Raw genomic sequence first — 21,871 nt, 5'->3', positions numbered from 1 at the left:
GATATCTCTGATTAATTGAACGTGTATGTAAGAATATCTAAAAGCTGTCTTATTATTTTCCATGATATAAGAACTATGTTTAAGTTATATAAGATAAGAAAAAATATTAATCCTATCAGTAAACTCGGGTTGACTTTTAAGGTAATTGTGTTAAAATTTTGTCAATAGTATAATAATTTCAAGGAGTTGAAGTAGAGACTGTGCTTCATTCCAAGAAACATTGGGTGAAGGAACACAATGAATGTGTTCTTCATAAAATAATTCATATTAAAATACTCGGCTTTAAATATAATTCCGATTATTAATGTACGAATAAATGGTTTTTAATGAATAATAGATTGAAAGAGGTGTAACGAAGAATGCTTACTTTTCATAATTGGGTAGAACCTAAAGAAGATTTTGAAATTGATGAAACATATCGTGGTGCTTTGAATGTAATTAAATGGGCGTATGACCATTATGGTGATGATGTTGTTTATGCATGTAGCTTCGGTATTGAGGGGATTGTCCTTATCGATCTGATTTCAAAAATAAAATCTGATGCAAAGATTGTTTTTTTAGACACTGATGTTCACTTTAAGGAAACATATGAGCTTATTGATAAAGTAAAAGAAAAGTATCCTTCCTTAAATATACAGTTAAAAAAACCAAAGCTTACATTAGAAGAGCAGGCTGCTCAACATGGTGATAAGCTCTGGGAGAGAGAACCAAACAAGTGCTGTAACATTCGTAAAATTATCCCATTAGAAGAAACATTAAATGGTGCGACAGCATGGATTTCAGGTCTTAGACGTGAACAATCTGAAACTAGAAAGCACGTTAATTTTATTAACAAGGATGAACGCTTTCATTCGGTAAAGGTTTGCCCACTTATTCACTGGACATGGAAGGATGTATGGAGATATGTTCATAAAAATGACCTAATCTATAACCCCCTTCATGACAGAGGATATCCAAGTATCGGTTGTTTTCATTGCACGAAACCTGCATTTAATGAAGATGATTTAAGATCTGGAAGATGGTCAGGGCAAATGAAAACAGAATGTGGCCTCCATCAATAGGAGGAAACTAAAAGATGTTAGAAATAATAGCGATTGTAATTAGCTTCTTTTTTGCCATGAATATAGGGGCAAGTGGAGCAGCAGCTTCAATGGGAGTTGCTTATGGATCTGGGGCAATTAAAAATCCCAGAAATGCATTAATATTATGTGGTATAGGAGTTATACTAGGTGCAGCAATCGGTGGTGGAGAGGTTGTAAAAACAATAAGTTCTGGGATCATCCCAACATCATTTATCTCAATTAAAATTGTTGTTATTATCCTATTCTCAGCAACCTTTTCACTTTTTTTATCAAATCTATTAGGTATACCTCTGTCAACAAGTGAAGTAACAGTTGGATCTGTTGTTGGCGTTGGTATTGCATTTCAAGCATTATATATTAATAGTTTGCTATGGATTGTTATGTTTTGGGTTATAGTGCCAATTGTTGCTTTTGTTATAGCATTTTTATTTATTAAAATATTGCATTATTTCAAGTTGTCTGAAAAATATTCATTTGAGGGTAAGATTATAACTTATTTGTTGATTTTTGCTGGTTTTTTTGAAGCCTTTTCAGCTGGAATGAATAATGTTGCAAATGCAGTGGGTCCTTTAGTAAGTGCTGGTATTATAACAGTTTCAAAAGGTACTTTCATAGGAGGTGCTTTCGTTGCACTTGGGGCTTTGTTTCTTGGTCGTAGAGTTTTAGAGACAAATGGTAAGAAAATTACAAGCTTCTCCAAAATTGAGGGTGTCCTCATATCAGGAACTGGTGCAACGCTTGTTATTATTGCCTCGCTTTTCGGTATTCCGGTGCCATTAACACAAATAACAACATCTTCTATTCTTGGAATTGGAATTGCTAAATCAGGTAAAACAGTTTTTCAACAAAAGATTGTTAAAAAGATGCTAATGGTTTGGTTAATATCACCACTTGTTTCACTGACGATGTCTTATTTCTTAGTAAAATTATTAATCGAAAGTGATTTTTATACAATATTTGTTTTACTTAGTTTGTTGCTAGCTACAATTGGTGCTATAAGCTTAATGAAGGCTAGTAATCAAGAAAGACGTACAGTACATCAAGAAGGTGGAGGAATATAAGATCATTCCTATAAAGCAGATCTTAATGAATTGGAAATTGTTAAACAATAAATGAACTGGAGGATTTAAAAATGAGCTTACAGCCACACGGAGGAACATTAATTCAAAAATTATCATTAGGTGAAGATGTTTCTAACATTAGTAAAGAAATTGAACTTGATGGTATTGCTTTAAGTGATCTAGAATTAATTGCAATTGGCGCATACAGCCCTATTGAAGGGTTTTTAACTAAAGAAGATTATGAATCTGTTGTTGAAAATATGAAATTATCAAATGGAGCAGTGTGGAGTATCCCAATTACGTTACCTATTTCTGAAGACAAGGCTTCTAGTTTAGCTGTTGGGGAAGAAGTACGTCTTGTAGCAAACGGTGTTACATATGGTACGGTTAAGGTAGCTGATATTTTTACACCAGATAAGAAAAAAGAAGCATTGAATGTTTATCGTACAGAAGATTTAGAACATCCTGGTGTTAAAAAAATGTTTGACCGTGGTAATGTTTATGTAGGTGGAGAAATAAAGCTTGTGTCACGTCCTGAAAAGAAATTTGCAGATTATTATCTAGATCCAAAGGAATCGAGAGCAAAATTTTCGGAGCTTAACTGGAAAACAATTGTTGGCTTTCAAACACGTAATCCAGTTCACCGTGCACATGAATATATCCAAAAAACTGCTTTAGAAACTGTAGATGGTTTGTTCTTAAATCCTTTAGTTGGGGAGACGAAGTCTGATGATATTCCAGCAGATATTCGTATGGAAAGCTATGAAGTACTACTAAAGAATTATTATCCAGAAGATCGAGTTCACCTTGCAGTATTCCCGGCAGCTATGCGATATGCTGGACCAAGAGAAGCTATCTTCCATGCACTTGTTCGTAAAAATTATGGTTGTACCCATTTTATTGTTGGTAGAGATCATGCTGGTGTTGGTGATTACTACGGAACATATGATGCACAAAAAATATTCACAAACTTTACTGCAGATGAACTAGGGATTTCACCTTTATTCTTTGAACATAGCTTTTATTGCACAAAATGTGAGGCAATGGCATCATCTAAAACATGTCCACATGGTAAAGAGGACAGAGTTATTTTATCTGGTACAAAGGTTCGTGCAATGCTTCGTAATGGTGAGCTACCGCCGAGTACATTTAGTCGTAAAGAAGTTGTTGAAGTGTTAATAAAAGGAATGAAACAAACAGTCAATTCATAAGGAGGTCGAGATTATTTTATGACTACTAATAATATTGTATGGCATAATACATCTGTTACAAAAGAAGAAAGAAGAAAGAAAAACAATTATCAAAGCTATGTTTTATGGTTTACTGGTTTGTCAGGGTCAGGTAAATCAACATTAGCCAATGCACTTGCTAGATATCTTTTCGAAGAAAATATCGGGACTTATGTACTTGATGGAGATAATATTAGACACGGCTTAAATAATGACCTAGGATTTACGGATGAAGACCGTAAAGAAAATATCCGTCGAATTGGAGAAGTTTCTAAATTATTTGTTGACAGTGGTCAGATTGTTTTAACTGCATTTATCTCACCGTTCCGTGAAGACCGACAACAAGTGAAAGATATCCTAGCTGAAAATGAATTTTTTGAAGTATATGTTAAATGTTCATTAGATGAATGTGAAGTCCGAGATCCTAAAGGATTATATAAAAAAGCACGAAACAATGAAATTAAACATTTTACAGGAATTGATTCTCCATATGAAGAACCGGAAAACCCTGCTATAATAGTAGATACTGAAAGTCAAAGTGTTGAGGATTCAGTTAAATCTATCGTAGATTTCCTTGTTAGTAAAGGCTTAATTAATAATTGAACTAATCATAGAGGTTCATTTATAAAAGTTAAATAGATTTTGAAAAATAAGCAATCGGTGATGAAAGCCGGTTGCTACTTTTCTAATTAATTGAGTTATTATGTAAGATAAGAAAAGTGATTATGTAAACAGAAAGGGGGAGTAATGATGGCAAAGGTATATTTAGTAGGAGCAGGCCCTGGTGATCCGGAATTATTAACGATAAAAGCACTCAAATGCATACAAAAAGCGGATGTTATTTTATATGATCGTTTAGTAAATAAAGATATTTTAAAGCATGCGAAGAAAGAGTGTGAACTTGTTTATTGTGGAAAGCTACCGAACTATCATGCGATGAAGCAAGAAACAATTAATCATTTTTTAGTAAAATACGGAAAAAGTGGTAAAGTTGTTACTAGGCTTAAAGGTGGAGACCCGTTTATTTTTGGACGGGGGGGAGAAGAAGCTGAAGCCTTAAGCTTGAATAGCATCCCCTATGAAATTGTTCCAGGTATTTCATCAGGAGTTGCAGCAGCAGCATATGCAGGTATTCCTGTTACACATAGAGATTTAAGTGCGAGTGTAGCTTTTGTCACAGGGCATCGAAGAGAAGGGATTGATGAGCAGGCTAAGTGGGAATCACTTGCAAAAGGTATTGATACATTAGCTATTTACATGGGAATAAGTAATTTACCATATATTCAAAGTCAGCTTATTAAATATGGTAAATCCCTTCAGACACCAGTTGCTGTAATAAACTGGGGGACAACAGATGTGCAAAAAACGGTCATTGGTACACTTGAAAATATATATGACCGTGTTAAACAAGAGGGAATTTCAAATCCAAGTATGATCATTGTTGGTGAAGTTGTATCTTTAAGAGAGAGGCTAAGTTGGTTTGAAGATATGATTTCAAATAAATCCCAAAGTGAGGCTCTAGTATAATGAAGCAAGCAGTTTTATATGTATGCCATGGAAGTCGAGTTCCGAAGGCGCGTGATGAAGCAGTTGAATTTATTGAATTAGTTAAACCTAAAGTTGATGCTCCCATACAAGAGGTGTGTTTTTTGGAATTAGCAGAGCCTTTTATTGATGAAGGGTTCAGATCTTGTGTAGAGCAAGGTGCAACACATATTGCAGTTATTCCGTTATTACTTCTAACGGCAGCACATGCTAAAAGTGATATACCAGAAGAAGTTGTTCATGCTGCAGCTCATTTTCCGAACATTGAGGTAACGTATGGTAAACCAATCGGTGTTGATGATCGATTAACTAGAATGCTTGTTGAGAAAATGAATGACCTATCACCTATTAGTGATGAATCTGTTGCTATTTTAGTTGGAAGAGGTAGCAGTGATATGGATGTAGTGAATGATTTAAATGAGATTTCTTCTAGATTACATGCTAAAACAAATCTTAAGAAAGTTCATACATGCTTCTTAACAGCAGCTGAACCAAAATTTTCACAAAGTATTGAAGAATATTATCAATCTAATGAACAATCGATATATGTCATTCCATACCTAATTTTTACTGGGTTACTAAAGAAAGAAGTAGATGAAACAATTGCGAAATATGATTGGGGTAGCCGTAAAGTTGAAGTGTGCTCTTACCTTGGACCACATCCGATTTTATTGGATATTTTTGTTGAAAGAGTTAATGAAGCAATAGTTAATAACGATGGTTCTTATACATTTGATAAAGGAATTAACTATGCTGCCTCTTCACATTAATGTACAAAATAAAAATGTTCTCATAGTAGGCGGAGGAAGCATTGCACTTCGTCGCCTTCAGCTTTTCTTAGAGGAAGATGCACATGTAATAGTTGTTAGTCCAGAAGCTGTAGAGGAAATTGAAAAATTGGCAAAAAGTGGTCAACTTATTTGGAAGAAAAAGAAAATTGAACTGTCTGATCTTAGAGAGGCTTTTATAATTATTGCAGCAACAAATGATCATCAAATAAATGAATGGGTTGCTAAACAAGTAACACCAAATCAACTTATTAATGTGGCAAGTAATGCAGAGCAGGGAAATATTATTGTCCCTAAATCGATTCAAAAAGGCAGATTAACCCTATCTGTTTCAACAAATGGTGCTAGTCCCAAGTTAGCTAAACAAATTTGTGAGCAGATTTCACAGCAATTTGATGAATCTTTTATTAAAGAGTTAGATATTATGTATGAAAAAAGACAAGAAAATAAAAAAAAGAAGGGGAAATGAATGTATAATAGTCATTTTCTCTTCTTTATTATTAATGTTTTGGAGTATTATTAAATTCTACAAAGCTTGCTTCGTGAGGGAGGGCCTTAATGTGTCTCCACTTCGTCTTTCCTGTACAACAATAACCGCAATAATCACTAATATGATTCCTATGTACTGCCAAGCACTTAATTTTTCCTGAAAAATAAAAAACCCCATTAAGGAAGCAACAACCGGTTCAACTGTTGCAAGTATTGAGGCACGACTTGATTCTACTGTTTCAAGACCCTTCGTGTAAAAGGTATACGCTAGCACAGTTGATAAAAAACCTAATCCAATTATGTAAAACCAGACATTTACATGTTGAAACAAATCCAAAACATTCCATAATTGACTAAATGGTAGGATTCCCACAGAAGCAAAAATAAAAGTGTAAACAGTTACAGTTAAAGATTTATATTTTTTAAGAGCGAGTTTTCCAAAAATACTATACATGGCATAAAAAAGCCCTGAACCAATTCCTAAAATTAATCCATAAACGGAAATAGCTTGACTTGAACTAGGATAAAGACCAATTACTAGCATACATCCTAAAAAGGTTAATAGTAATGCTAACACTTTACGGAATGTAAAAAACTCTTTAAATACAATTCTAGAAAGTATGGTTACAAATGCAGGAGCTGTATATAACAATATACTTGCTATCGAAATTGATGTTTCCTCTATACTGTTAAATAAACACCAATTAAAGAAAACAATACTGACAATTCCAGTTCCAATAAAATATTTGCTATCAGCTACCTTAATTTTTAACATCTCTCTATTCTTGATCAAAACAAAAGATAAAAGAAAAAAACAAGCAGATAAAGCTCGGATTGCGACAACTTGGGTCGGGGTAAATCCTGCTTTGTATAAAAAGCTAACAAAGATACCAATCATACCCCATAAAGTTGCACCTAACAAAATGTACAAATAGGCTATGTTTTTCTGCATAATGACCACTTCCATTCACAAACATGTAAAATTAATCTTAACAAAAAAGTAAGAATTTAGAAATGGAAACCATAATTGTTTTTAATGGATTTTATAAAAGATCCTGCTTGCCTATACAAATCTTGTTGAGAAAGGCTTGTTTCGTAAACTTTGTTGCTTTTAATAACTTCAAGTAAACAACATTGTATAATAAAGCAAGGTCGCAGCTTTTCTTCATAAATTTGTACCTATTTTGCTATAACAACAATGTTTCTACTAAATAATTAGGGCAATTAGCTATGATCATTCAAAAAAGAGCCTTAAAAAAGGAAAACATGATAAAATATGAGAAATTTAATTTTTTATAAGGAGACAGATGATAATGAGTAGTTCATTAACACTGATAAAACCAACAACGGATTTAAAAGAAGAGTACCTTTCTTTTTATGATGAATGGGTTCAAAGTAAGGAAGAGATGATTCCTTGGGTTATTGAAAAAGATCCAACAAACTTTGATAATATGATTCAGTTTCTAACTAATAACGAAAAAGGCATTAATCTACCAACAGGCTGGGTTCCTGACTCAACCTATTGGCTTATAAACGAAGAAAATCGAATTTTGGGTGTAGTAAATATACGGCATGAGTTAACAGACTTTCTTTTAACTAGAGGAGGTCATATAGGCTATGGTATTCGTCCATCAGAAAGAAAAAAGGGATATGCTACTAAACTCTTACGTTTAGCTTTAGAAAAAACAAAGAAATTAGGAATTAAAAAGGTATTGGTTGTCTGTGATGAATGGAATATAGGATCATATAAAACAATTAAAAATAATGGGGGAATAGAAGAGTTAGATTTTGTTGAAGATAATGGAAATGTGATCAAAAGATTTTGGATCGAGGAATAGAAAATAAGAGAGGATAACAAGAAATGTGTTATTCTCTCCAGAATTTTCTAACCTTATAAGACCAGTTTCAGAGATTGTACCTTTTTACTAACTCTTCCGTAAACGAAATACTAAATCTTCATCTGGCGTAACATAAACGGTTTGTTGATTATCATAGATAACATACCCAGGTTTTGAACCATTTGGTTTTTTTACATATCTAATTGCAGTGTAATCAACCGGAACAGAACTTGAGTTTTTAGCTTTACTAAAATAGGCGGCAATATTTGCAGCTTCTAATAGTGTTTTTTCCGAAGGATTTGTGCTTCTGATAACAACATGTGATCCTGGGATATCTTTTGTGTGAAACCAGACATCATCACGTGCAGCTAATTTATTTGTTAAAAATTCATTTTGTTTATTGTTTTTACCGACTATGATTTCAGTACCATCACTTGATAAATAATATTCCAGACTTGGCTTTTGCAGTTTTTTCTTTTTGGTTGTTTTAGATTTTCTTTGTTTTAAATAGCCTCCTTCTATTAACTCCTCACGAATTTCTTCTATATCTCTTGGTGAAGCAGATCCAATCTGTTGTGTTAAACCTTCAAAATAATCGATTTCATGTTGAGCCAGTTCGATCTGCTGCTGAACAACTTCAACTGAGTTTTTCGCTTTTTGATATTTTGAAAAGTATTTTTGAGCATTGTCAGAAGGTGATTTTTGAATATCTAATGGAATGATGATTGTTTCATTATTCTCATCATAATAATTAATCACCTCAGCGGTTTTATCACCCTTTTTAATTGCATATAAATTAGCGGTTAATAATTCCCCGTATAGCTGAAACTCAGTAGCTTTTGCAGCTTGATCTAAAGTTGCAGCTAATTTCTTTACTTTTTTCTCATTTTTCTTCTTTTCATTAATGATAAAACGTTCTAAATCATTTCCTTGTTGTTTAACGCGATCTCTCTCAGATTTGCCGTAATAGTAACGATCTAGTAACTCGGAAATAGAAGTGAAGCTTTTTTGCTCATAGTCACTAAGATGAGTTAGGTTTAGCATATAAAAGATTTCTTTATTTTGTTTATAAAAAATTTGTGGAGTAACTTGGACCATTTTTAATTCCTTTATCATAGCTAAAAATGTCTTAGGAATTGTCGTACGATTGATTAGTCCAGCTCTGTGTGTTACTTCTCTAGAAAATAAAGGCGAAATTCCTGCAAAATTTTCGACTAGCTGCTGGTCAATTCTCCCTGCATTAAAATCCAATTTCTTGAGTAATGTTTCTTCATCAGCATCAAATGGATTTGTTTTTCCTTGACTAGGTGGAAGTATGTATGGCTGACCAGGTAATACGGTTCTGTGACGGTTAACTGCTGGTGACAGATGTTTAATACTATCTAAAATGGTGTTCTTCTCTTTATCGAGCAAAATGATGTTGCTGTGTCTGCCCATAATTTCTACAATTAACCTTTTTGTTGTGGTATCTCCAAGTTCATTCCTGCTTTTAACATCAATAATAAAAATTCTTTCCATTTCTAATTGTTGGATATTCTCGATAACGCCACCCTCTAAATGCTTTCTTAAAAGCATACAAAACATAGGAGGTTCACTTGGGTTTTCATAATTCTCGTTTGTTATATGTATACGAGCATAACTTGGGTGAGCTGAAATAAAAAGCTTGTGATTTCTACCTCCTGATCTTATTTGAAAAATAAGATCGTATTTATAGGGCTGATGAATTTTTGTGATTTTCCCGTTATTTAAAGCTTCTTTTAATTCATGTGTAATTGTATATGTAAATAAACCGTCGAATGACATGGGTAAAACTCCTTTTTTAACATCTACGTTGTATGTGAGAATGATAAGAAATTTCTTTTTTTATTGAGTATTATTAAGATTTAATCTGACCTATTTATAGTAGATATTGTTTTAGAAAAGCTCCTTTTTTCTACATATAAAACTAATACAAGTTTTCTTCTTGATTATAGCATGTTTTTGGACGAGGCTGAATAAGTTGTCTTATAGGAGAGGGTAGTCCATGTAATAAGGATAGCTAACATCTAAAATTTTTTGTGTTTAAGGGGTGTGTAGGTGATTCATGAAATGGCATGAGATGAGATCAGAAGAAGTGATGAATTCAATTAATACAGATGTAAAATCAGGGCTAACGGAAAAGGAGGTTAAAAAACGGGAGCAGAAATTTGGACTAAATGAACTTAAAGAAGCTGATCGTCCTTCAGCTATTATTATATTTTTAAGTCAATTCAAAGATTTTATGGTGCTTGTTTTATTAGCAGCAACTCTTATTTCAGGCCTTTTAGGTGAGTATATAGATGCTATAGCTATTATCGCTATTGTTATTGTTAATGGGGTTTTAGGCTTTTTTCAAGAAAGGCGTGCTGAAAGATCACTAGAAGCATTAAAGGAGCTGTCTGCTCCTCAAGTAATGGCATTACGGGATGGTGAATGGGTAAAGATTCTATCGAAAGAGTTGGTACCAGGTGATGTAGTAAAGTTTACAAGTGGAGATCGCATTGGGGCTGATATGAGGTTAATAGAAAATAAAAGCTTGGAGGTAGAGGAATCAGCGCTTACAGGTGAATCTCTTCCAGTTCAAAAATCTACTCAACCGATTGCAGGAGATAATGTCGGTCTAGGAGATTTAACGAATATGGTTTTTATGGGAACGTTAGTAACGAGAGGCTCTGGTGTTGGAGTTGTAATTGGTACTGGGATGAATACTGCAATGGGACAAATTGCAGATCTTCTTCAAAATGCTGAAACGATGGAAACACCTCTTCAAAGACGTTTAGAGCAACTTGGAAAAATATTAATAGTTGTTGCTTTATTATTAACAGTGCTTGTAGTTGGTATTGGTGTGCTTCAAGGACATGATCTTTATAATATGTTTTTAGCTGGTGTTTCATTAGCGGTAGCGGCTATTCCAGAAGGACTTCCTGCAATTGTTACTGTTGCGTTATCACTTGGTGTACAGCGAATGATTAAGCAAAAATCTATTGTTCGTAAATTACCTGCTGTGGAGACACTAGGTTGTGCTTCAGTTATTTGTTCAGATAAAACAGGTACAATGACACAAAATAAAATGACTGTTACACATGTATGGTCTGGTGATAAATTATGGAATGTTACTGGAACAGGCTATCATCCACATGGTGAGTTCTTATTTAATGAACAACAAGTTGATGTAACAAAAACAAAAACACTTCAGCAAATTCTAACCTTCGGCTCTTTGTGTAACAGTGCAGAGATTATTGAAAAAGAAGGGCAATATCATTTAGATGGAGATCCAACTGAAGGTGCATTAATCGTTTCAGCAATGAAAGCAGGCTTAAAAAAGGAAAAATTGCTACACGGTTTTGAAATTATTGAAGAATTCCCTTTTGACTCTGCACGAAAAATGATGAGTGTGATTGTAAAAGACAAAAGTGGTAATCGTTTTGTCGTGACTAAAGGTGCTCCTGATGTATTATTAGGTGTTTCGACTAATATCTTATGGAGTGAAAGACAGGAAGGTATGACAAGTGATTATAGTAATAAGGTAAAAGCTGCAATAGAATCTCTAGCATCTCAAGCATTACGTACAATAGCAATAGCTTTTAAACCTTTAAAAGCCTCGGATAAAATCAACTCTAGTTTTGAAGCAGAGAAGGATTTAGTGTTCATTGGCTTACAAGGGATGATTGATCCACCACGACCTGAAGTAAAACAAGCAGTAAAAGAATGCAGAGATGCAGGTATTAAAACAGTTATGATTACAGGTGATCATGTTATAACAGCGAAAGCAATTGCTACACAATTGCAGCTTTTACCAAAAAACGGAAGAGTAATGGAAGGTAAGGAATTATCATTATTATCTGTTGAAGAGCTGGAAGGTGTTGTTGATGATGTTTATGTTTTTGCCAGAGTTTCTCCAGAACATAAACTTAAGATTGTAAAAGCTTTGCAAAATCGTGGACATATTGTAGCAATGACTGGTGATGGTGTAAATGATGCACCAGCTATAAAAGCTGCAGATATTGGGATTTCAATGGGGATTACTGGAACAGATGTAGCTAAAGAGGCTTCTTCACTTGTGCTTGTTGATGATAATTTTGCATCAATAAAATCTGCAATTAAAGAAGGAAGAAATATTTATGAAAATATTAGAAAGTTTATTCGCTATTTATTAGCTTCGAATGTTGGGGAAATATTAGTTATGTTGTTCGCTATGCTTTTAGCACTTCCATTACCTTTAGTACCAATTCAAATACTTTGGGTAAATCTTGTTACAGATGGCTTGCCAGCTATGGCACTTGGCTTAGATCAACCAGAAGGAGATTTAATGAAGCGAAAGCCTAGACACCCTAAAGAAGGGGTGTTTGCTAGAGGGTTAGGCTGGAAGGTTATATCTCGAGGGTTTTTAATTGGAATAGCAACTCTAGCTGCATTTATGATTGTTTATTATCGCAATCCAGAGGATTTAGCTTATGCACAAACAATAGCTTTTGCAACACTTGTTATGGCACAGCTTATACATGTATTTGATTGTCGAAGTGAAAAGTCAATTTTCGAGAGAAATCCATTTGAAAATATGTATTTGATTTGGGCAGTGATTTCCTCTATAGTTTTAATGTTAATTGTTATCTATTATCCGCCATTACAACCGATATTCCATACAGTTCCGATACTGCTAAGAGATTGGTTATTAATACTGGGTATGTCGGCAATTCCAACTTTTTTATTAGCTGGCTCACTTTTAACAAGAAAATCTTCCTAGAATATGATATAATTCATAAGGGGATGACCCAAAAAGTCATCCCCTTTACTTGTTTTTTAAATACATAGTCTAAAAAATCCTTATATTCTCAAGGTCGTATTCTTTTTATCCGGTTCTTTACAAGTAGTCAACCCCTAAGGAAATCCATGAATGCTATAAGGTATAATGGGGATTACTGACAGTAACAAGTAAAGATTAGATAAGTTCATAACTATTATTAGTAAGTCCCATAACTTCGCTTGCTTTTAATCCTTATCTAATGAGTTAAAAAGAAAGTGATGTGATACATAATGGTAGTCAGTATGACGGGTTTTGGTCGTGCTAGTAAACAAATAGGATCATGTTTTTTTACAGTTGAAATGAAGTCTGTCAACCACAGGTTTTTAGATATTAATCTTAAAATGCCCAAGCAATTTATGGGAATTGAAGACAAAATTAAAAAAATCATCTCTCAATCAATCAATCGTGGTCGACTTGAAGTTTACATTAATTTTGAAGGTGAGTTTCTAGCAAACAAAACAGTAAAGGTTGATTGGGCGATCGTAGATCAATTTATTGATTCGCTAAAAGAAATAAAAGAACGTTATTCAATAGAAGACCAGATATCCTTAGAAAATATTTTGTCTTTTGGTGCAGGTATTGAGGTTACTGAAGAATCTCTCCCAAGTGATGAATATGAAATAGAGATTGCTCAGCTTATTGAAACAGCAGTTAAGCAATTAGCAGACATGAGAGCTATTGAAGGGCAACAACTAGTTCAGGATTTAAAGAAGAGAGTTAAAAGCCTTCAAGAGATAACACTTGATCTGGAAAAAATTGCTCCTGATGTTGTTGAGCATTATCGTGAGCGTATCAAAAAAAGAGTTGGAGAGTTTATAACAGGTAATATAGATGAAAATCGTATTTTAACCGAAGTAGCTCTATTTGCTGACAAAGCTGATATAACCGAAGAACTTACGAGAATACATAGTCATATTCATCAATTTGAGGAAACGCTCATAGAGCAAGAGCCTGTCGGAAGGAAACTTGATTTTCTTGTTCAAGAATTAAATAGAGAGGCAAATACGATCGGTTCTAAAGCAAATGATGGACTTATTGCAAAAAATGTTGTTGAATTAAAAAGTATTATTGAAAAATTGAAAGAACAAGTTCAGAATATTGAATAGGGAAACGTTTCATTGATTATAAAAGGGCTTATAAGGCAAAAATAGTTTTGTCCTTAATTAGGGGGAGCACATGTATGAGCATTAAACTAATCAATATCGGTTTTGGAAATATTGTATCTGCCAACCGAATCATTTCAATTGTTAGTCCTGAATCGGCTCCAATAAAGAGAATTATTCAAGACGCAAGAGATCGAGGAATGTTAATAGATGCTACATATGGCCGCAGAACGAGAGCAGTAGTAATTATGGATAGTGATCATATTATTTTATCTGCTGTACAACCAGAAACGGTTGCTCAAAGGCTATCAAATAAAGAAGATCTGTCAGATGAAGGGTAGGGAATAGCAACTTGATAAAAGAAAGAGGCTTGTTAATTGTTTTATCAGGACCTTCTGGTGTAGGAAAAGGGACTGTTAGAAAAGAATTATTTTCACAGGAAGACACAGCATTTGAATATTCAATTTCAATGACAACTAGAAAGCCACGTGAAGGTGAAGTAGACGGGATTGATTATTTCTTTAAATCACGTGAGGATTTTGAAGAGCTTATTTCTCAAAATAAACTTCTTGAATGGGCTGAATATGTAGGTAATTATTACGGTACGCCAGTTGATTATGTAGAAAAAACATTGAGCGAAGGAAAAGATGTATTTCTAGAGATAGAAGTTCAGGGTGCACTTCAAGTTCGGAATGCATTTCCTGAAGGTTTATTTATTTTTCTAAGTCCTCCTAGCTTAAATGAACTCAAAAATCGAATTGTAACAAGAGGAACAGAGTCAGAAGAGCTCATTAACAATCGTATGAAAGTAGCAAAAGAAGAGATTGTTATGATGGATGCCTATGATTATGTTGTTGAAAATGATAATGTTGAATTAGCATGTGATCGAATTAAGGCAATTGTAACAGCAGAGCATTGTCGTCGTGAACGAGTTGCACCTCGTTATAAAAAAATTCTGGAGGTTGAATAAAAATGTTATATCCTTCTATTGATGTTTTAATGAATAAGTTAGATTCTAAATATACTCTTGTTACTGTTGCAGCTAAACGAGCACGTGAAATGCAAGAAGAAAGTGATCAACAAATTGCTAAGCCTGTTTCTTTTAAATATGTTGGTAAAGCGCTAGAGGAAATTAATGAAGGACTACTAAATTATAAAAGAGTAGAAAAGTAAAAAATTTAACAGTGAAAAGGGCCTGACCCCTCAATAAATCTGGATGGAAGTGATCTTGGGAACATCTTCACTATCTATTTTTGATTGAGAGGTCTGGCCCTTTGCTATAGTACAAATTCCTAAGCTTTATTGTTAATATTGTATACTGGGTTGGTTGCTTGTAATTCTTATAAATTTTAGTACCTTTATGGCTACTTATAGAAGATTAAGTCATAAGTAAGGCTTAACAAATATCGATGATTAGGAAAGATAGATTGGAAAGGTAGGTGGGTAATCATGATAAACGGTAAGAAGATTTTATTATGTGTTAGTGGTGGTATTGCTGTGTATAAAGCAGCAGCTTTGACAAGCAAGCTTATCCAAGCTGGTGGAGAAGTAAAGGTCATCATGAGTCAGTCAGCAATGGAATTTGTTACACCTCTAACCTTCCAAGCTTTATCTCGTAATGATGTTTATTATGATACCTTTGATGAAAAAAATCCACAAGTTATCTCCCATATAGATCTTGCTGATTGGGCAGATATTGTCCTTGTTGCACCTGCTACAGCAAATATTATAGGTAAACTGGCAAATGGTATAGCAGATAATATGCTTACGACAACACTTTTAGCTTCAACTGCACCAGTGTGGATTGCTCCCGCTATGAATGTACATATGTATGATCATCCTGCTGTTAAAAAAAATATAAAAACTCTAGATGAATTTGGATATAAATTTATCGAACCAAGTGAAGGTTTTTTAGCTTGTGGTTATGTTGGAAAAGGGAGACTTGAAGAGCCTGAGAAAATTGTTGATCTTTTAAAGGACTACTTTAGTAAAAAAGAAGGTAAACAAATCTTTAAAGGAATGAATTTTTTAATTACTGCAGGAGCTACTAGGGAAAAAATTGATCCTGTTCGTTACTTTACAAATCATTCTTCTGGAAAAATGGGATATGCAATAGCAGAACAGGCAGCTAAATTAGGGGCGAATGTAATATTGATTTCAGGAAAGACGAACCTCAATCCACCAGACCTAGTGAAAACCATTATGATTGAGTCTGCTCAGGATATGCTAGAGAAAGTGCTTGAATATTATGAGGAAACAAATGTAGTAATAAAATCGGCTGCTGTAGCTGATTATCGTCCTGTTGTAACATATGATCAGAAACTAAAAAAGCAAAAAGATCATTTAACAATAGAAATGGAAAAAACAACAGATATTTTAAAAGAACTAGGTGAACGTAAAAATAAACAGCTATTAGTTGGATTTGCGGCAGAAACGAATTCATTAGAGGAATATGCAAAATCTAAATTAACGAGAAAGAACCTAGACTTGATTGTGGCAAATAATGTTACAACAAAAGGTGCGGGTTTTGGGACAGATACAAATATTGTCACGATGTATGATCGTGATTTCAATAAGGTGGAGCTTCCACTTATGTCGAAAAGAGATGTTGCAATAAAATTACTAGAAAAAATTGAAAACATGCTGAAGGAAGAAAGAACATGAAGTTTGCGAGTGTAATTGTCGATGTGCCAGCTATGCAAACAGATCGTGCCTTTGATTATAAAATACCTGATGAATGGCAAGAACTAGTTGCACCAGGTATGAGAGTGATCGTTCCATTTGGTCCAAGAAAGGTTCAAGGGTTTATTATTGAAACAAAAAACCATTCTGATTTTAATCGGTTAAAGTCTATAACCGAATTATTGGATTTAACACCCTGTTTAACTCCAGAACTGTTACAAGTAGGACATTGGTTAACAGAAAAAACATTATGTTTTAAAATTTCTGCTTTTCAAGTAATGCTACCTGCTGCAATGAAAGCAAAATACGAAAAAGTAATCAGACTAGCTAAAGATCAAGAATTAGTAAACTTACCTGAAATGCTTCATCCATATTTTCAAAAAACAGGTCAGGTGATTTTAAAAGATATTGAAAAAACGATTTCACTTGCTTTCATACAAAAACAAATTAAACTTGGTCATCTAGAACTTATCTATAAAGTGAAACAAAAAACGAACAAAAAAATGGTCAAGGTAATAAAATTAAATGTACCAGTAAGTCAGCTAGAACAATTAATTAACGAGTTACCTTCAAATGCAAAAAAGCAAATGGACATTCTCAACTATTTTAAATTAAATTCAAAGAGTCAGATCCAATTACAAGAACTACTGGTGGAAGCAAAAACTTCTGACACTTCAGTTAAGTCTCTCATTTCCAAGGGGGTTCTAATTGAAGAAAGTAAAGAAATCTATAGAGATCCCTATCAAGATAGAAACTTTAAGCAAACATCTTCTCTTCAATTAAATCAAGAACAACAAAACGCGATCGCTCCGATCTTGTCTTCTGTTAAACATTCTCATCATGAAGTTTTTCTTATGTACGGTGTAACAGGTAGTGGTAAGACAGAGGTGTATCTTCAGTCAATTGAGGAAGTATTAAAGAATGGAAAAGAAGCAATTGTGCTCGTACCAGAAATATCTCTAACTCCTCAGATGGTTCATCGATTTAAAGGTAGGTTTGGCTCACAAGTCGCAGTATTACATAGTGGTCTTTCAATAGGAGAGAAATATGATGAATGGAGAAAGATTCAACGCAAAGAAGTTAAACTTGTTGTAGGTGCTAGGTCAGCAATATTTGCTCCTTTTGATAACCTAGGAATGATAATAATTGATGAAGAACATGAATCAAGTTACAAGCAAGAAGAAAACCCTCGTTATCATGCTAGAGACGTTGCAATTTATCGGGCACAGCTTCATAGATGTCCTGTTGTATTAGGCAGTGCAACACCCACGTTAGAAACGTTTGCTCGCTCTCAAAAAGGTGTTTATAAACTATTAACCTTAAAGGAACGAGTAAATAGGCGCTCAATGCCAAGTGTGGATATTATTGATATGAGAGAAGAGTTAAGAAGTGGAAATCGTACGATGTTTTCAACTTCATTAATTGAAAAGCTCCAAGATCGGTTAAGTAAAGGAGAACAATCAGTTCTATTTCTTAATAAAAGAGGCTATTCTTCCTTTGTTATGTGTCGTGATTGTGGATTTGTTATACAATGTCAACATTGTGATATTTCTTTAACTTATCATAGACATGGACAAAAGCTAAAGTGTCATTATTGCGGTCATGAGGAACATATGCCAAAGGTATGTCCAGAATGTCAAAGTGAGCATATACGTTTTTTTGGTACAGGTACACAAAAAGTAGAGGAAGAGTTGGTAAAGGTACTGCCGGAATCCCGAATAATTCGGATGGATGTTGATACAACAGGAAAGAAAGGTGCACATGAAAAGCTACTTACAAAATTCGGAAATAAAGAAGCTGATATTTTATTAGGGACTCAAATGATTGCAAAGGGCCTTGACTTTCCTGATGTTACATTAGTTGGTGTCCTAGCTGCAGATACAATGCTCAATTTACCGGATTTTCGTGCTTCAGAGAAAACCTTTCAATTATTAACACAAGTAAGTGGAAGAGCAGGAAGACATGAACTTCCTGGTGAAGTGATTATTCAAACATATGCCCCAGAGCATTACAGTATTCAGTTGGCTAGCCAATATGAATATGATTTATTTTATGAACAAGAAATGCTATTAAGAAAAAATCATGCGTATCCACCGTATTATTATATTGCTCTTGTAACTGTTTCACATCCAGAAATAACAAAGGTCGTGTCAGTAACTGAAAAAGTCTCACAATTTTTAAAAAGAAATGTTTCAAATGAAACCAAAATTCTCGGGCCTGTTGCATCACCAATACCAAGGATCAAAGATAGATATCGTTACCAATGCATGGTAAAATACAAACGAGAAAAAAACTTGAATGAGACACTAAGGAAAATCATCGAATACTTTCAGCAAGACATAACTTCGAATGATTTATTGATTACAGTGGATTTGAACCCTAGCTCGATGATGTGATAATGAATTTTTTAAAAGTGAAGAATAAACACTTGTTAAGATAAAAGATAGTTTGGAGGAGCAGAATTGCCAGTTAGAGAAATAGTTATGTTTCCAGCAGATGTTTTAGAACAACCTTGTAAAGAGGTTACAACCTTTGATCGGAAACTCTCGAAATTATTAGCAGATATGTATGACACAATGATTGAGAATGATGGTGTAGGGTTAGCGGCACCACAAATTGGTATATCAGAAAAAATAGCAATTGTTGACATTGATGATCAAAACGGCACAATAGAGTTGATAAATCCTGTTATTCTCGAAAAACAAGGTGTGCAGACTGGACCAGAAGGATGTTTAAGCTTTCCAGGACTATATGGCGAAGTAAGTCGGGCTAATTATGTTAAAGTTAGAACATATAACAGAAGAGGAAAAGTTAGAACACTTGAGGCAGAGGGATTTCTTGCAAGAGCAATTCAACATGAAATAGATCATCTGGAAGGTGTGTTATTTACATCAAAAGTTGAAAAATATTTGGATGCAGAAGATTTAGAAAGCACGGAAGGATGACTATTATGACAAGAATCGTTTTTATGGGAACACCAGATTTTTCTGTACCGGTTTTGAAAAGTCTTGTTAATGAAGGATATAATATAGTTGGTGTTGTTACACAGCCAGATCGTCCTAAAGGTCGAAAAAAGGCATTAACACCACCTCCTGTAAAAGTAGAAGCTGAGAAACATCAATTACCAGTTCTACAGCCAGAAAAAATACGGAATGAAGTTGCTGATGTTCTTGCATTAAAGCCAGACCTAATAATTACAGCAGCATTTGGTCAAATACTACCAAAAGGACTATTGGAAGCTCCAAAGTACGGTTGTATAAATGTTCATGCTTCTCTTCTACCTGAATTAAGAGGAGGCGCACCAATACATTATTCAATCCTCCAAGGTAAGAAAAAAACAGGAATAACAATCATGTATATGGCAGAAAAGCTTGATGCAGGTGATATTCTGACACAGGTAGAGGTTGAAATTGAAGAACGTGATACTGTTGGGTCTTTACATGATAAATTAAGTCAAGCAGGTGTAACATTACTTCTAGAAACAATCCCTAATTTATTGGAGGGAAAGATTACACCTATAAAGCAAGTCGATTCACAAGCAACATTTGCTTCAAACATTAAGCGAGAACAAGAAAAGGTCGATTGGTGTAAAACAGGAGAAGAAATATACAATCAAATTAGAGGACTGAATCCTTGGCCTGTCGCTTTTACAATGTTAAACAACCAGGTCCTTAAGCTATGGTGGAGTGAAAAGATGCCAAATAAAAATGATGCAAAACCAGGTACTGTAATTGGTATTGATACAGATGGGTTTGTTGTAGCAACTGGCAATGGAACAGCGATAAAAATCACTGAGCTGCAGCCATCAGGAAAAAAGAAGATGAGTGGAGAAGACTTTTTAAGAGGGACCACTATTTCAGTTGGAGATAAATTACAAAATGACGAATAAAAAGCAAATGAATGTTCGAGATGTTGCAGTAGAAACATTGCTTCAAATCGAGAAAAATCAAGCGTATAGCAATTTACTATTGAACACAATGATAAAAAAGCACCATGTTAAGGACAAGGATATTGCCCTTTTAACTGAGATTGTTTATGGAACTTTACAAAGACAAAAAACGTTAGATTATTTCTTAGCTGGATTTTTAAAAAAGGCGAAGAAAATTGAAGCATGGGTGCAAATACTGCTTCGTATATCCATATATCAGATGGTTTATCTTGATCGAGTTCCTGAGAGGGCTATTTTCTTCGAAGCTGTAGAAGTTGCAAAAAAACGGGGACATAAAGGGATTTCTTCTTTTGTTAATGGAGTACTAAGAACGGTCCAACGTGAAGGTATTCCAGATATTAATAACATCGAAGACCCTATTGAAAGATTATCAATACAAACTAGTCATCCAAAATGGTTAGTAGAAAAGTGGGTAAAGCAGTTCGGCTATCAAGAAACTGAACAAATGTGTGAAGAAAATTTAAAGGCTCCTACTCAAACTGCTCGAGTTAATAAAATGAAAAATTCTGTGAAAGAGCTTGTGCAAATCTTGTCTGAAAATGGGATTGCGGTTGAAAAAGGAGATTTATCAGAGGATGCTATTAAAGGTTTAAAGGGAAATCTTGCATTAACTAAGGCTTTTTCTGATGGACTCTTAACCATTCAAGATGAAAGCTCCATGTTAGTAGCACGGGCGTTAAATCCAATGGAAAATGATCTTGTATTAGATGCATGTGCGGCACCAGGAGGTAAATCTACTCATATAGCAGAACGAATGGGTGGAACAGGTACTGTTCATTCACTAGATCTACATGAGCATAAAGTGAAACTAATTCAACAACAGGCAGAGCGTTTAAATCTCCAAAATATAAAAGCTGAGGCATTAGACAGCAGGTTAGCTGGAGAAAAATTTGAGAAAGAAAGCTTTGATCGAATTTTAGTTGACGCACCTTGCTCTGGTTTTGGCGTTATCAAAAGAAAGCCTGATATTAAATATACTAAAACTGAAGATGATATTTTAAAGCTTGCTGAGCTTCAAAAAAACATTTTACATGCTGTTGCCCCTTTATTAAAAAGAGATGGTGTGTTAGTTTATAGTACATGCACAATCGATCATGAAGAAAATCATGATGTTGTACAAGCATTTTTAGATACTCATCCAGAATTTGAACGTGATATAGCCGTAAAGGATTTATTACCAGAAAAGCTACAGCCGTATTATCAAGACGGAGAGATCCAGCTATTGCCTCATTATTTTGGAACAGATGGATTTTATATAGTATGTTTACGAAAGAAGGGTTAAA

20 protein-coding genes are annotated in these 21,871 nt (G+C 34.2%); 18 read left to right on the top strand and 2 right to left on the bottom strand.

What is annotated here, in order from left to right; all coding sequences use genetic code 11:
* Positions 1-359: 359 nt before the first annotated feature.
* The 7 genes from JOC75_RS06585 (at position 360) to JOC75_RS06555 (ending at position 6,174) form a co-directional block, all read left to right on the top strand.
* A complete protein-coding gene (locus JOC75_RS06585; RefSeq protein ID WP_204953234.1) occupies positions 360-1,061 on the top strand; it encodes a phosphoadenylyl-sulfate reductase in 702 nt (233 codons plus the stop codon).
* A 14-nt stretch (positions 1,062-1,075) separates the two neighbouring features.
* Entirely contained in the window at positions 1,076-2,143 is a 1,068-nt protein-coding gene (locus tag JOC75_RS06580; protein WP_204953233.1) for an inorganic phosphate transporter, read from the top strand.
* A 71-nt stretch (positions 2,144-2,214) separates the two neighbouring features.
* Positions 2,215-3,354, top strand: coding sequence for a sulfate adenylyltransferase (sat, locus tag JOC75_RS06575; protein WP_204953232.1), 1,140 nt, complete (start codon positions 2,215-2,217; stop codon positions 3,352-3,354).
* 18 nt (positions 3,355-3,372) lie between these two features.
* Positions 3,373-3,975, top strand: coding sequence for an adenylyl-sulfate kinase (cysC, locus tag JOC75_RS06570; protein ID WP_204953231.1), 603 nt, complete (start codon positions 3,373-3,375; stop codon positions 3,973-3,975).
* A gap of 147 nt (positions 3,976-4,122) precedes the next feature.
* Complete coding sequence (cobA, locus tag JOC75_RS06565; protein WP_204953230.1) at positions 4,123-4,899, top strand: uroporphyrinogen-III C-methyltransferase; 777 nt, start codon at positions 4,123-4,125, stop codon at positions 4,897-4,899.
* Positions 4,899-5,687 (top strand): sirohydrochlorin chelatase, encoded by a 789-nt coding sequence (locus tag JOC75_RS06560; RefSeq protein ID WP_204953229.1) that lies wholly within the window; start codon positions 4,899-4,901, stop codon positions 5,685-5,687. The genes cobA and JOC75_RS06560 overlap by 1 nt, the downstream gene beginning before the upstream one ends.
* Entirely contained in the window at positions 5,650-6,174 is a 525-nt protein-coding gene (locus JOC75_RS06555; protein ID WP_239589301.1) for an NAD(P)-dependent oxidoreductase, read from the top strand. The genes JOC75_RS06560 and JOC75_RS06555 overlap by 38 nt, the downstream gene beginning before the upstream one ends.
* Positions 6,175-6,231: 57 nt before the next feature.
* Here the strand turns inward: JOC75_RS06555 and JOC75_RS06550 are convergent, their stop codons facing one another.
* The gene (locus JOC75_RS06550; protein WP_204953228.1) at positions 6,232-7,146 is read right to left on the bottom strand and encodes a DMT family transporter; all 915 of its coding nucleotides are present in this window, start codon (positions 7,144-7,146) and stop codon (positions 6,232-6,234) included.
* Between the two features lie 361 nt (positions 7,147-7,507).
* Between JOC75_RS06550 and JOC75_RS06545 the strand changes: the two genes are divergently transcribed.
* The gene (locus JOC75_RS06545) at positions 7,508-8,032 is read left to right on the top strand and encodes a GNAT family N-acetyltransferase (protein WP_204953227.1); all 525 of its coding nucleotides are present in this window, start codon (positions 7,508-7,510) and stop codon (positions 8,030-8,032) included.
* Between the two features lie 87 nt (positions 8,033-8,119).
* On the opposite strand, the gene JOC75_RS06540 is transcribed toward JOC75_RS06545, so the two are convergent.
* The gene (locus tag JOC75_RS06540) at positions 8,120-9,835 is read right to left on the bottom strand and encodes an Rqc2 family fibronectin-binding protein (RefSeq protein WP_204953226.1); all 1,716 of its coding nucleotides are present in this window, start codon (positions 9,833-9,835) and stop codon (positions 8,120-8,122) included.
* 280 nt (positions 9,836-10,115) lie between these two features.
* On the opposite strand from JOC75_RS06540, the gene JOC75_RS06535 reads away from it, so the two are divergent.
* The 10 genes from JOC75_RS06535 to rsmB all read left to right on the top strand — a co-directional run bounded on the left by JOC75_RS06535 (position 10,116) and on the right by rsmB (position 21,870).
* Entirely contained in the window at positions 10,116-12,794 is a 2,679-nt protein-coding gene (locus tag JOC75_RS06535; RefSeq protein ID WP_204953225.1) for a calcium-translocating P-type ATPase, SERCA-type, read from the top strand.
* Positions 12,795-13,084: 290 nt separating this feature from the next.
* The gene (locus tag JOC75_RS06530; RefSeq protein ID WP_204953224.1) at positions 13,085-13,960 is read left to right on the top strand and encodes a YicC/YloC family endoribonuclease; all 876 of its coding nucleotides are present in this window, start codon (positions 13,085-13,087) and stop codon (positions 13,958-13,960) included.
* Between the two features lie 74 nt (positions 13,961-14,034).
* Positions 14,035-14,298 (top strand): extracellular matrix/biofilm regulator RemA, encoded by a 264-nt coding sequence (gene remA / locus JOC75_RS06525; RefSeq protein ID WP_146946756.1) that lies wholly within the window; start codon positions 14,035-14,037, stop codon positions 14,296-14,298.
* A 14-nt stretch (positions 14,299-14,312) separates the two neighbouring features.
* Complete coding sequence (gene gmk / locus JOC75_RS06520; RefSeq protein WP_204953533.1) at positions 14,313-14,927, top strand: guanylate kinase; 615 nt, start codon at positions 14,313-14,315, stop codon at positions 14,925-14,927.
* A gap of 2 nt (positions 14,928-14,929) precedes the next feature.
* Positions 14,930-15,130 (top strand): DNA-directed RNA polymerase subunit omega, encoded by a 201-nt coding sequence (rpoZ, locus tag JOC75_RS06515; protein WP_146946755.1) that lies wholly within the window; start codon positions 14,930-14,932, stop codon positions 15,128-15,130.
* A 276-nt stretch (positions 15,131-15,406) separates the two neighbouring features.
* Positions 15,407-16,621 carry a bifunctional phosphopantothenoylcysteine decarboxylase/phosphopantothenate--cysteine ligase CoaBC gene (gene coaBC / locus JOC75_RS06510; RefSeq protein WP_204953223.1) on the top strand — a complete coding sequence of 405 codons (1,215 nt, stop codon included), beginning with the start codon at positions 15,407-15,409 and terminating at the stop codon, positions 16,619-16,621.
* The gene (gene priA / locus JOC75_RS06505; RefSeq protein ID WP_204953222.1) at positions 16,618-19,035 is read left to right on the top strand and encodes a primosomal protein N'; all 2,418 of its coding nucleotides are present in this window, start codon (positions 16,618-16,620) and stop codon (positions 19,033-19,035) included. The genes coaBC and priA overlap by 4 nt, the downstream gene beginning before the upstream one ends.
* Before the next feature lie 66 nt (positions 19,036-19,101).
* A complete protein-coding gene (gene def, locus JOC75_RS06500) occupies positions 19,102-19,584 on the top strand; it encodes a peptide deformylase (RefSeq protein ID WP_204953221.1) in 483 nt (160 codons plus the stop codon).
* A gap of 5 nt (positions 19,585-19,589) precedes the next feature.
* Positions 19,590-20,528 (top strand): methionyl-tRNA formyltransferase, encoded by a 939-nt coding sequence (gene fmt / locus JOC75_RS06495; RefSeq protein WP_204953220.1) that lies wholly within the window; start codon positions 19,590-19,592, stop codon positions 20,526-20,528.
* On the top strand, positions 20,518-21,870 hold the full coding sequence (gene rsmB / locus JOC75_RS06490) for a 16S rRNA (cytosine(967)-C(5))-methyltransferase RsmB (protein WP_204953219.1): 1,353 nt from the start codon (positions 20,518-20,520) through the stop codon (positions 21,868-21,870). Before fmt ends, rsmB begins: the two co-directional genes overlap by 11 nt.
* Position 21,871 lies beyond the last annotated feature (1 nt).

The sequence above is a fragment of the Metabacillus crassostreae genome (assembly GCF_016908395.1).
Classification (GTDB): Bacteria; Bacillota; Bacilli; order Bacillales; family Bacillaceae; genus Metabacillus; species Metabacillus crassostreae.
Note: the sequence above shows the minus strand (reverse complement) of the source record. Positions and strands in the feature narration are given on the sequence as shown.

Excerpts from the sequence above, each read along its gene's own strand:
- cysC (WP_204953231.1), top strand. The coding sequence starts at position 3,373 with ATGACTACTAATAATATTGTATGGCATAATACATCTGTTACAAAAGAA.
- cobA (WP_204953230.1), top strand. The coding sequence starts at position 4,123 with ATGGCAAAGGTATATTTAGTAGGAGCAGGCCCTGGTGATCCGGAATTA.
- rsmB (WP_204953219.1), top strand. The coding sequence starts at position 20,518 with ATGACGAATAAAAAGCAAATGAATGTTCGAGATGTTGCAGTAGAAACA.
- priA (WP_204953222.1), top strand. The coding sequence starts at position 16,618 with ATGAAGTTTGCGAGTGTAATTGTCGATGTGCCAGCTATGCAAACAGAT.
- sat (WP_204953232.1), top strand. The coding sequence starts at position 2,215 with ATGAGCTTACAGCCACACGGAGGAACATTAATTCAAAAATTATCATTA.
- coaBC (WP_204953223.1), top strand. The coding sequence starts at position 15,407 with ATGATAAACGGTAAGAAGATTTTATTATGTGTTAGTGGTGGTATTGCT.
- rpoZ (WP_146946755.1), top strand. The coding sequence starts at position 14,930 with ATGTTATATCCTTCTATTGATGTTTTAATGAATAAGTTAGATTCTAAA.
- JOC75_RS06550 (WP_204953228.1), bottom strand. The coding sequence starts at position 7,146 with ATGCAGAAAAACATAGCCTATTTGTACATTTTGTTAGGTGCAACTTTA.
- JOC75_RS06545 (WP_204953227.1), top strand. The coding sequence starts at position 7,508 with ATGAGTAGTTCATTAACACTGATAAAACCAACAACGGATTTAAAAGAA.
- remA (WP_146946756.1), top strand. The coding sequence starts at position 14,035 with ATGAGCATTAAACTAATCAATATCGGTTTTGGAAATATTGTATCTGCC.
- fmt (WP_204953220.1), top strand. The coding sequence starts at position 19,590 with ATGACAAGAATCGTTTTTATGGGAACACCAGATTTTTCTGTACCGGTT.
- JOC75_RS06560 (WP_204953229.1), top strand. The coding sequence starts at position 4,899 with ATGAAGCAAGCAGTTTTATATGTATGCCATGGAAGTCGAGTTCCGAAG.
- JOC75_RS06585 (WP_204953234.1), top strand. The coding sequence starts at position 360 with ATGCTTACTTTTCATAATTGGGTAGAACCTAAAGAAGATTTTGAAATT.
- JOC75_RS06580 (WP_204953233.1), top strand. The coding sequence starts at position 1,076 with ATGTTAGAAATAATAGCGATTGTAATTAGCTTCTTTTTTGCCATGAAT.
- JOC75_RS06540 (WP_204953226.1), bottom strand. The coding sequence starts at position 9,835 with ATGTCATTCGACGGTTTATTTACATATACAATTACACATGAATTAAAA.
- JOC75_RS06535 (WP_204953225.1), top strand. The coding sequence starts at position 10,116 with ATGAAATGGCATGAGATGAGATCAGAAGAAGTGATGAATTCAATTAAT.
- JOC75_RS06530 (WP_204953224.1), top strand. The coding sequence starts at position 13,085 with ATGGTAGTCAGTATGACGGGTTTTGGTCGTGCTAGTAAACAAATAGGA.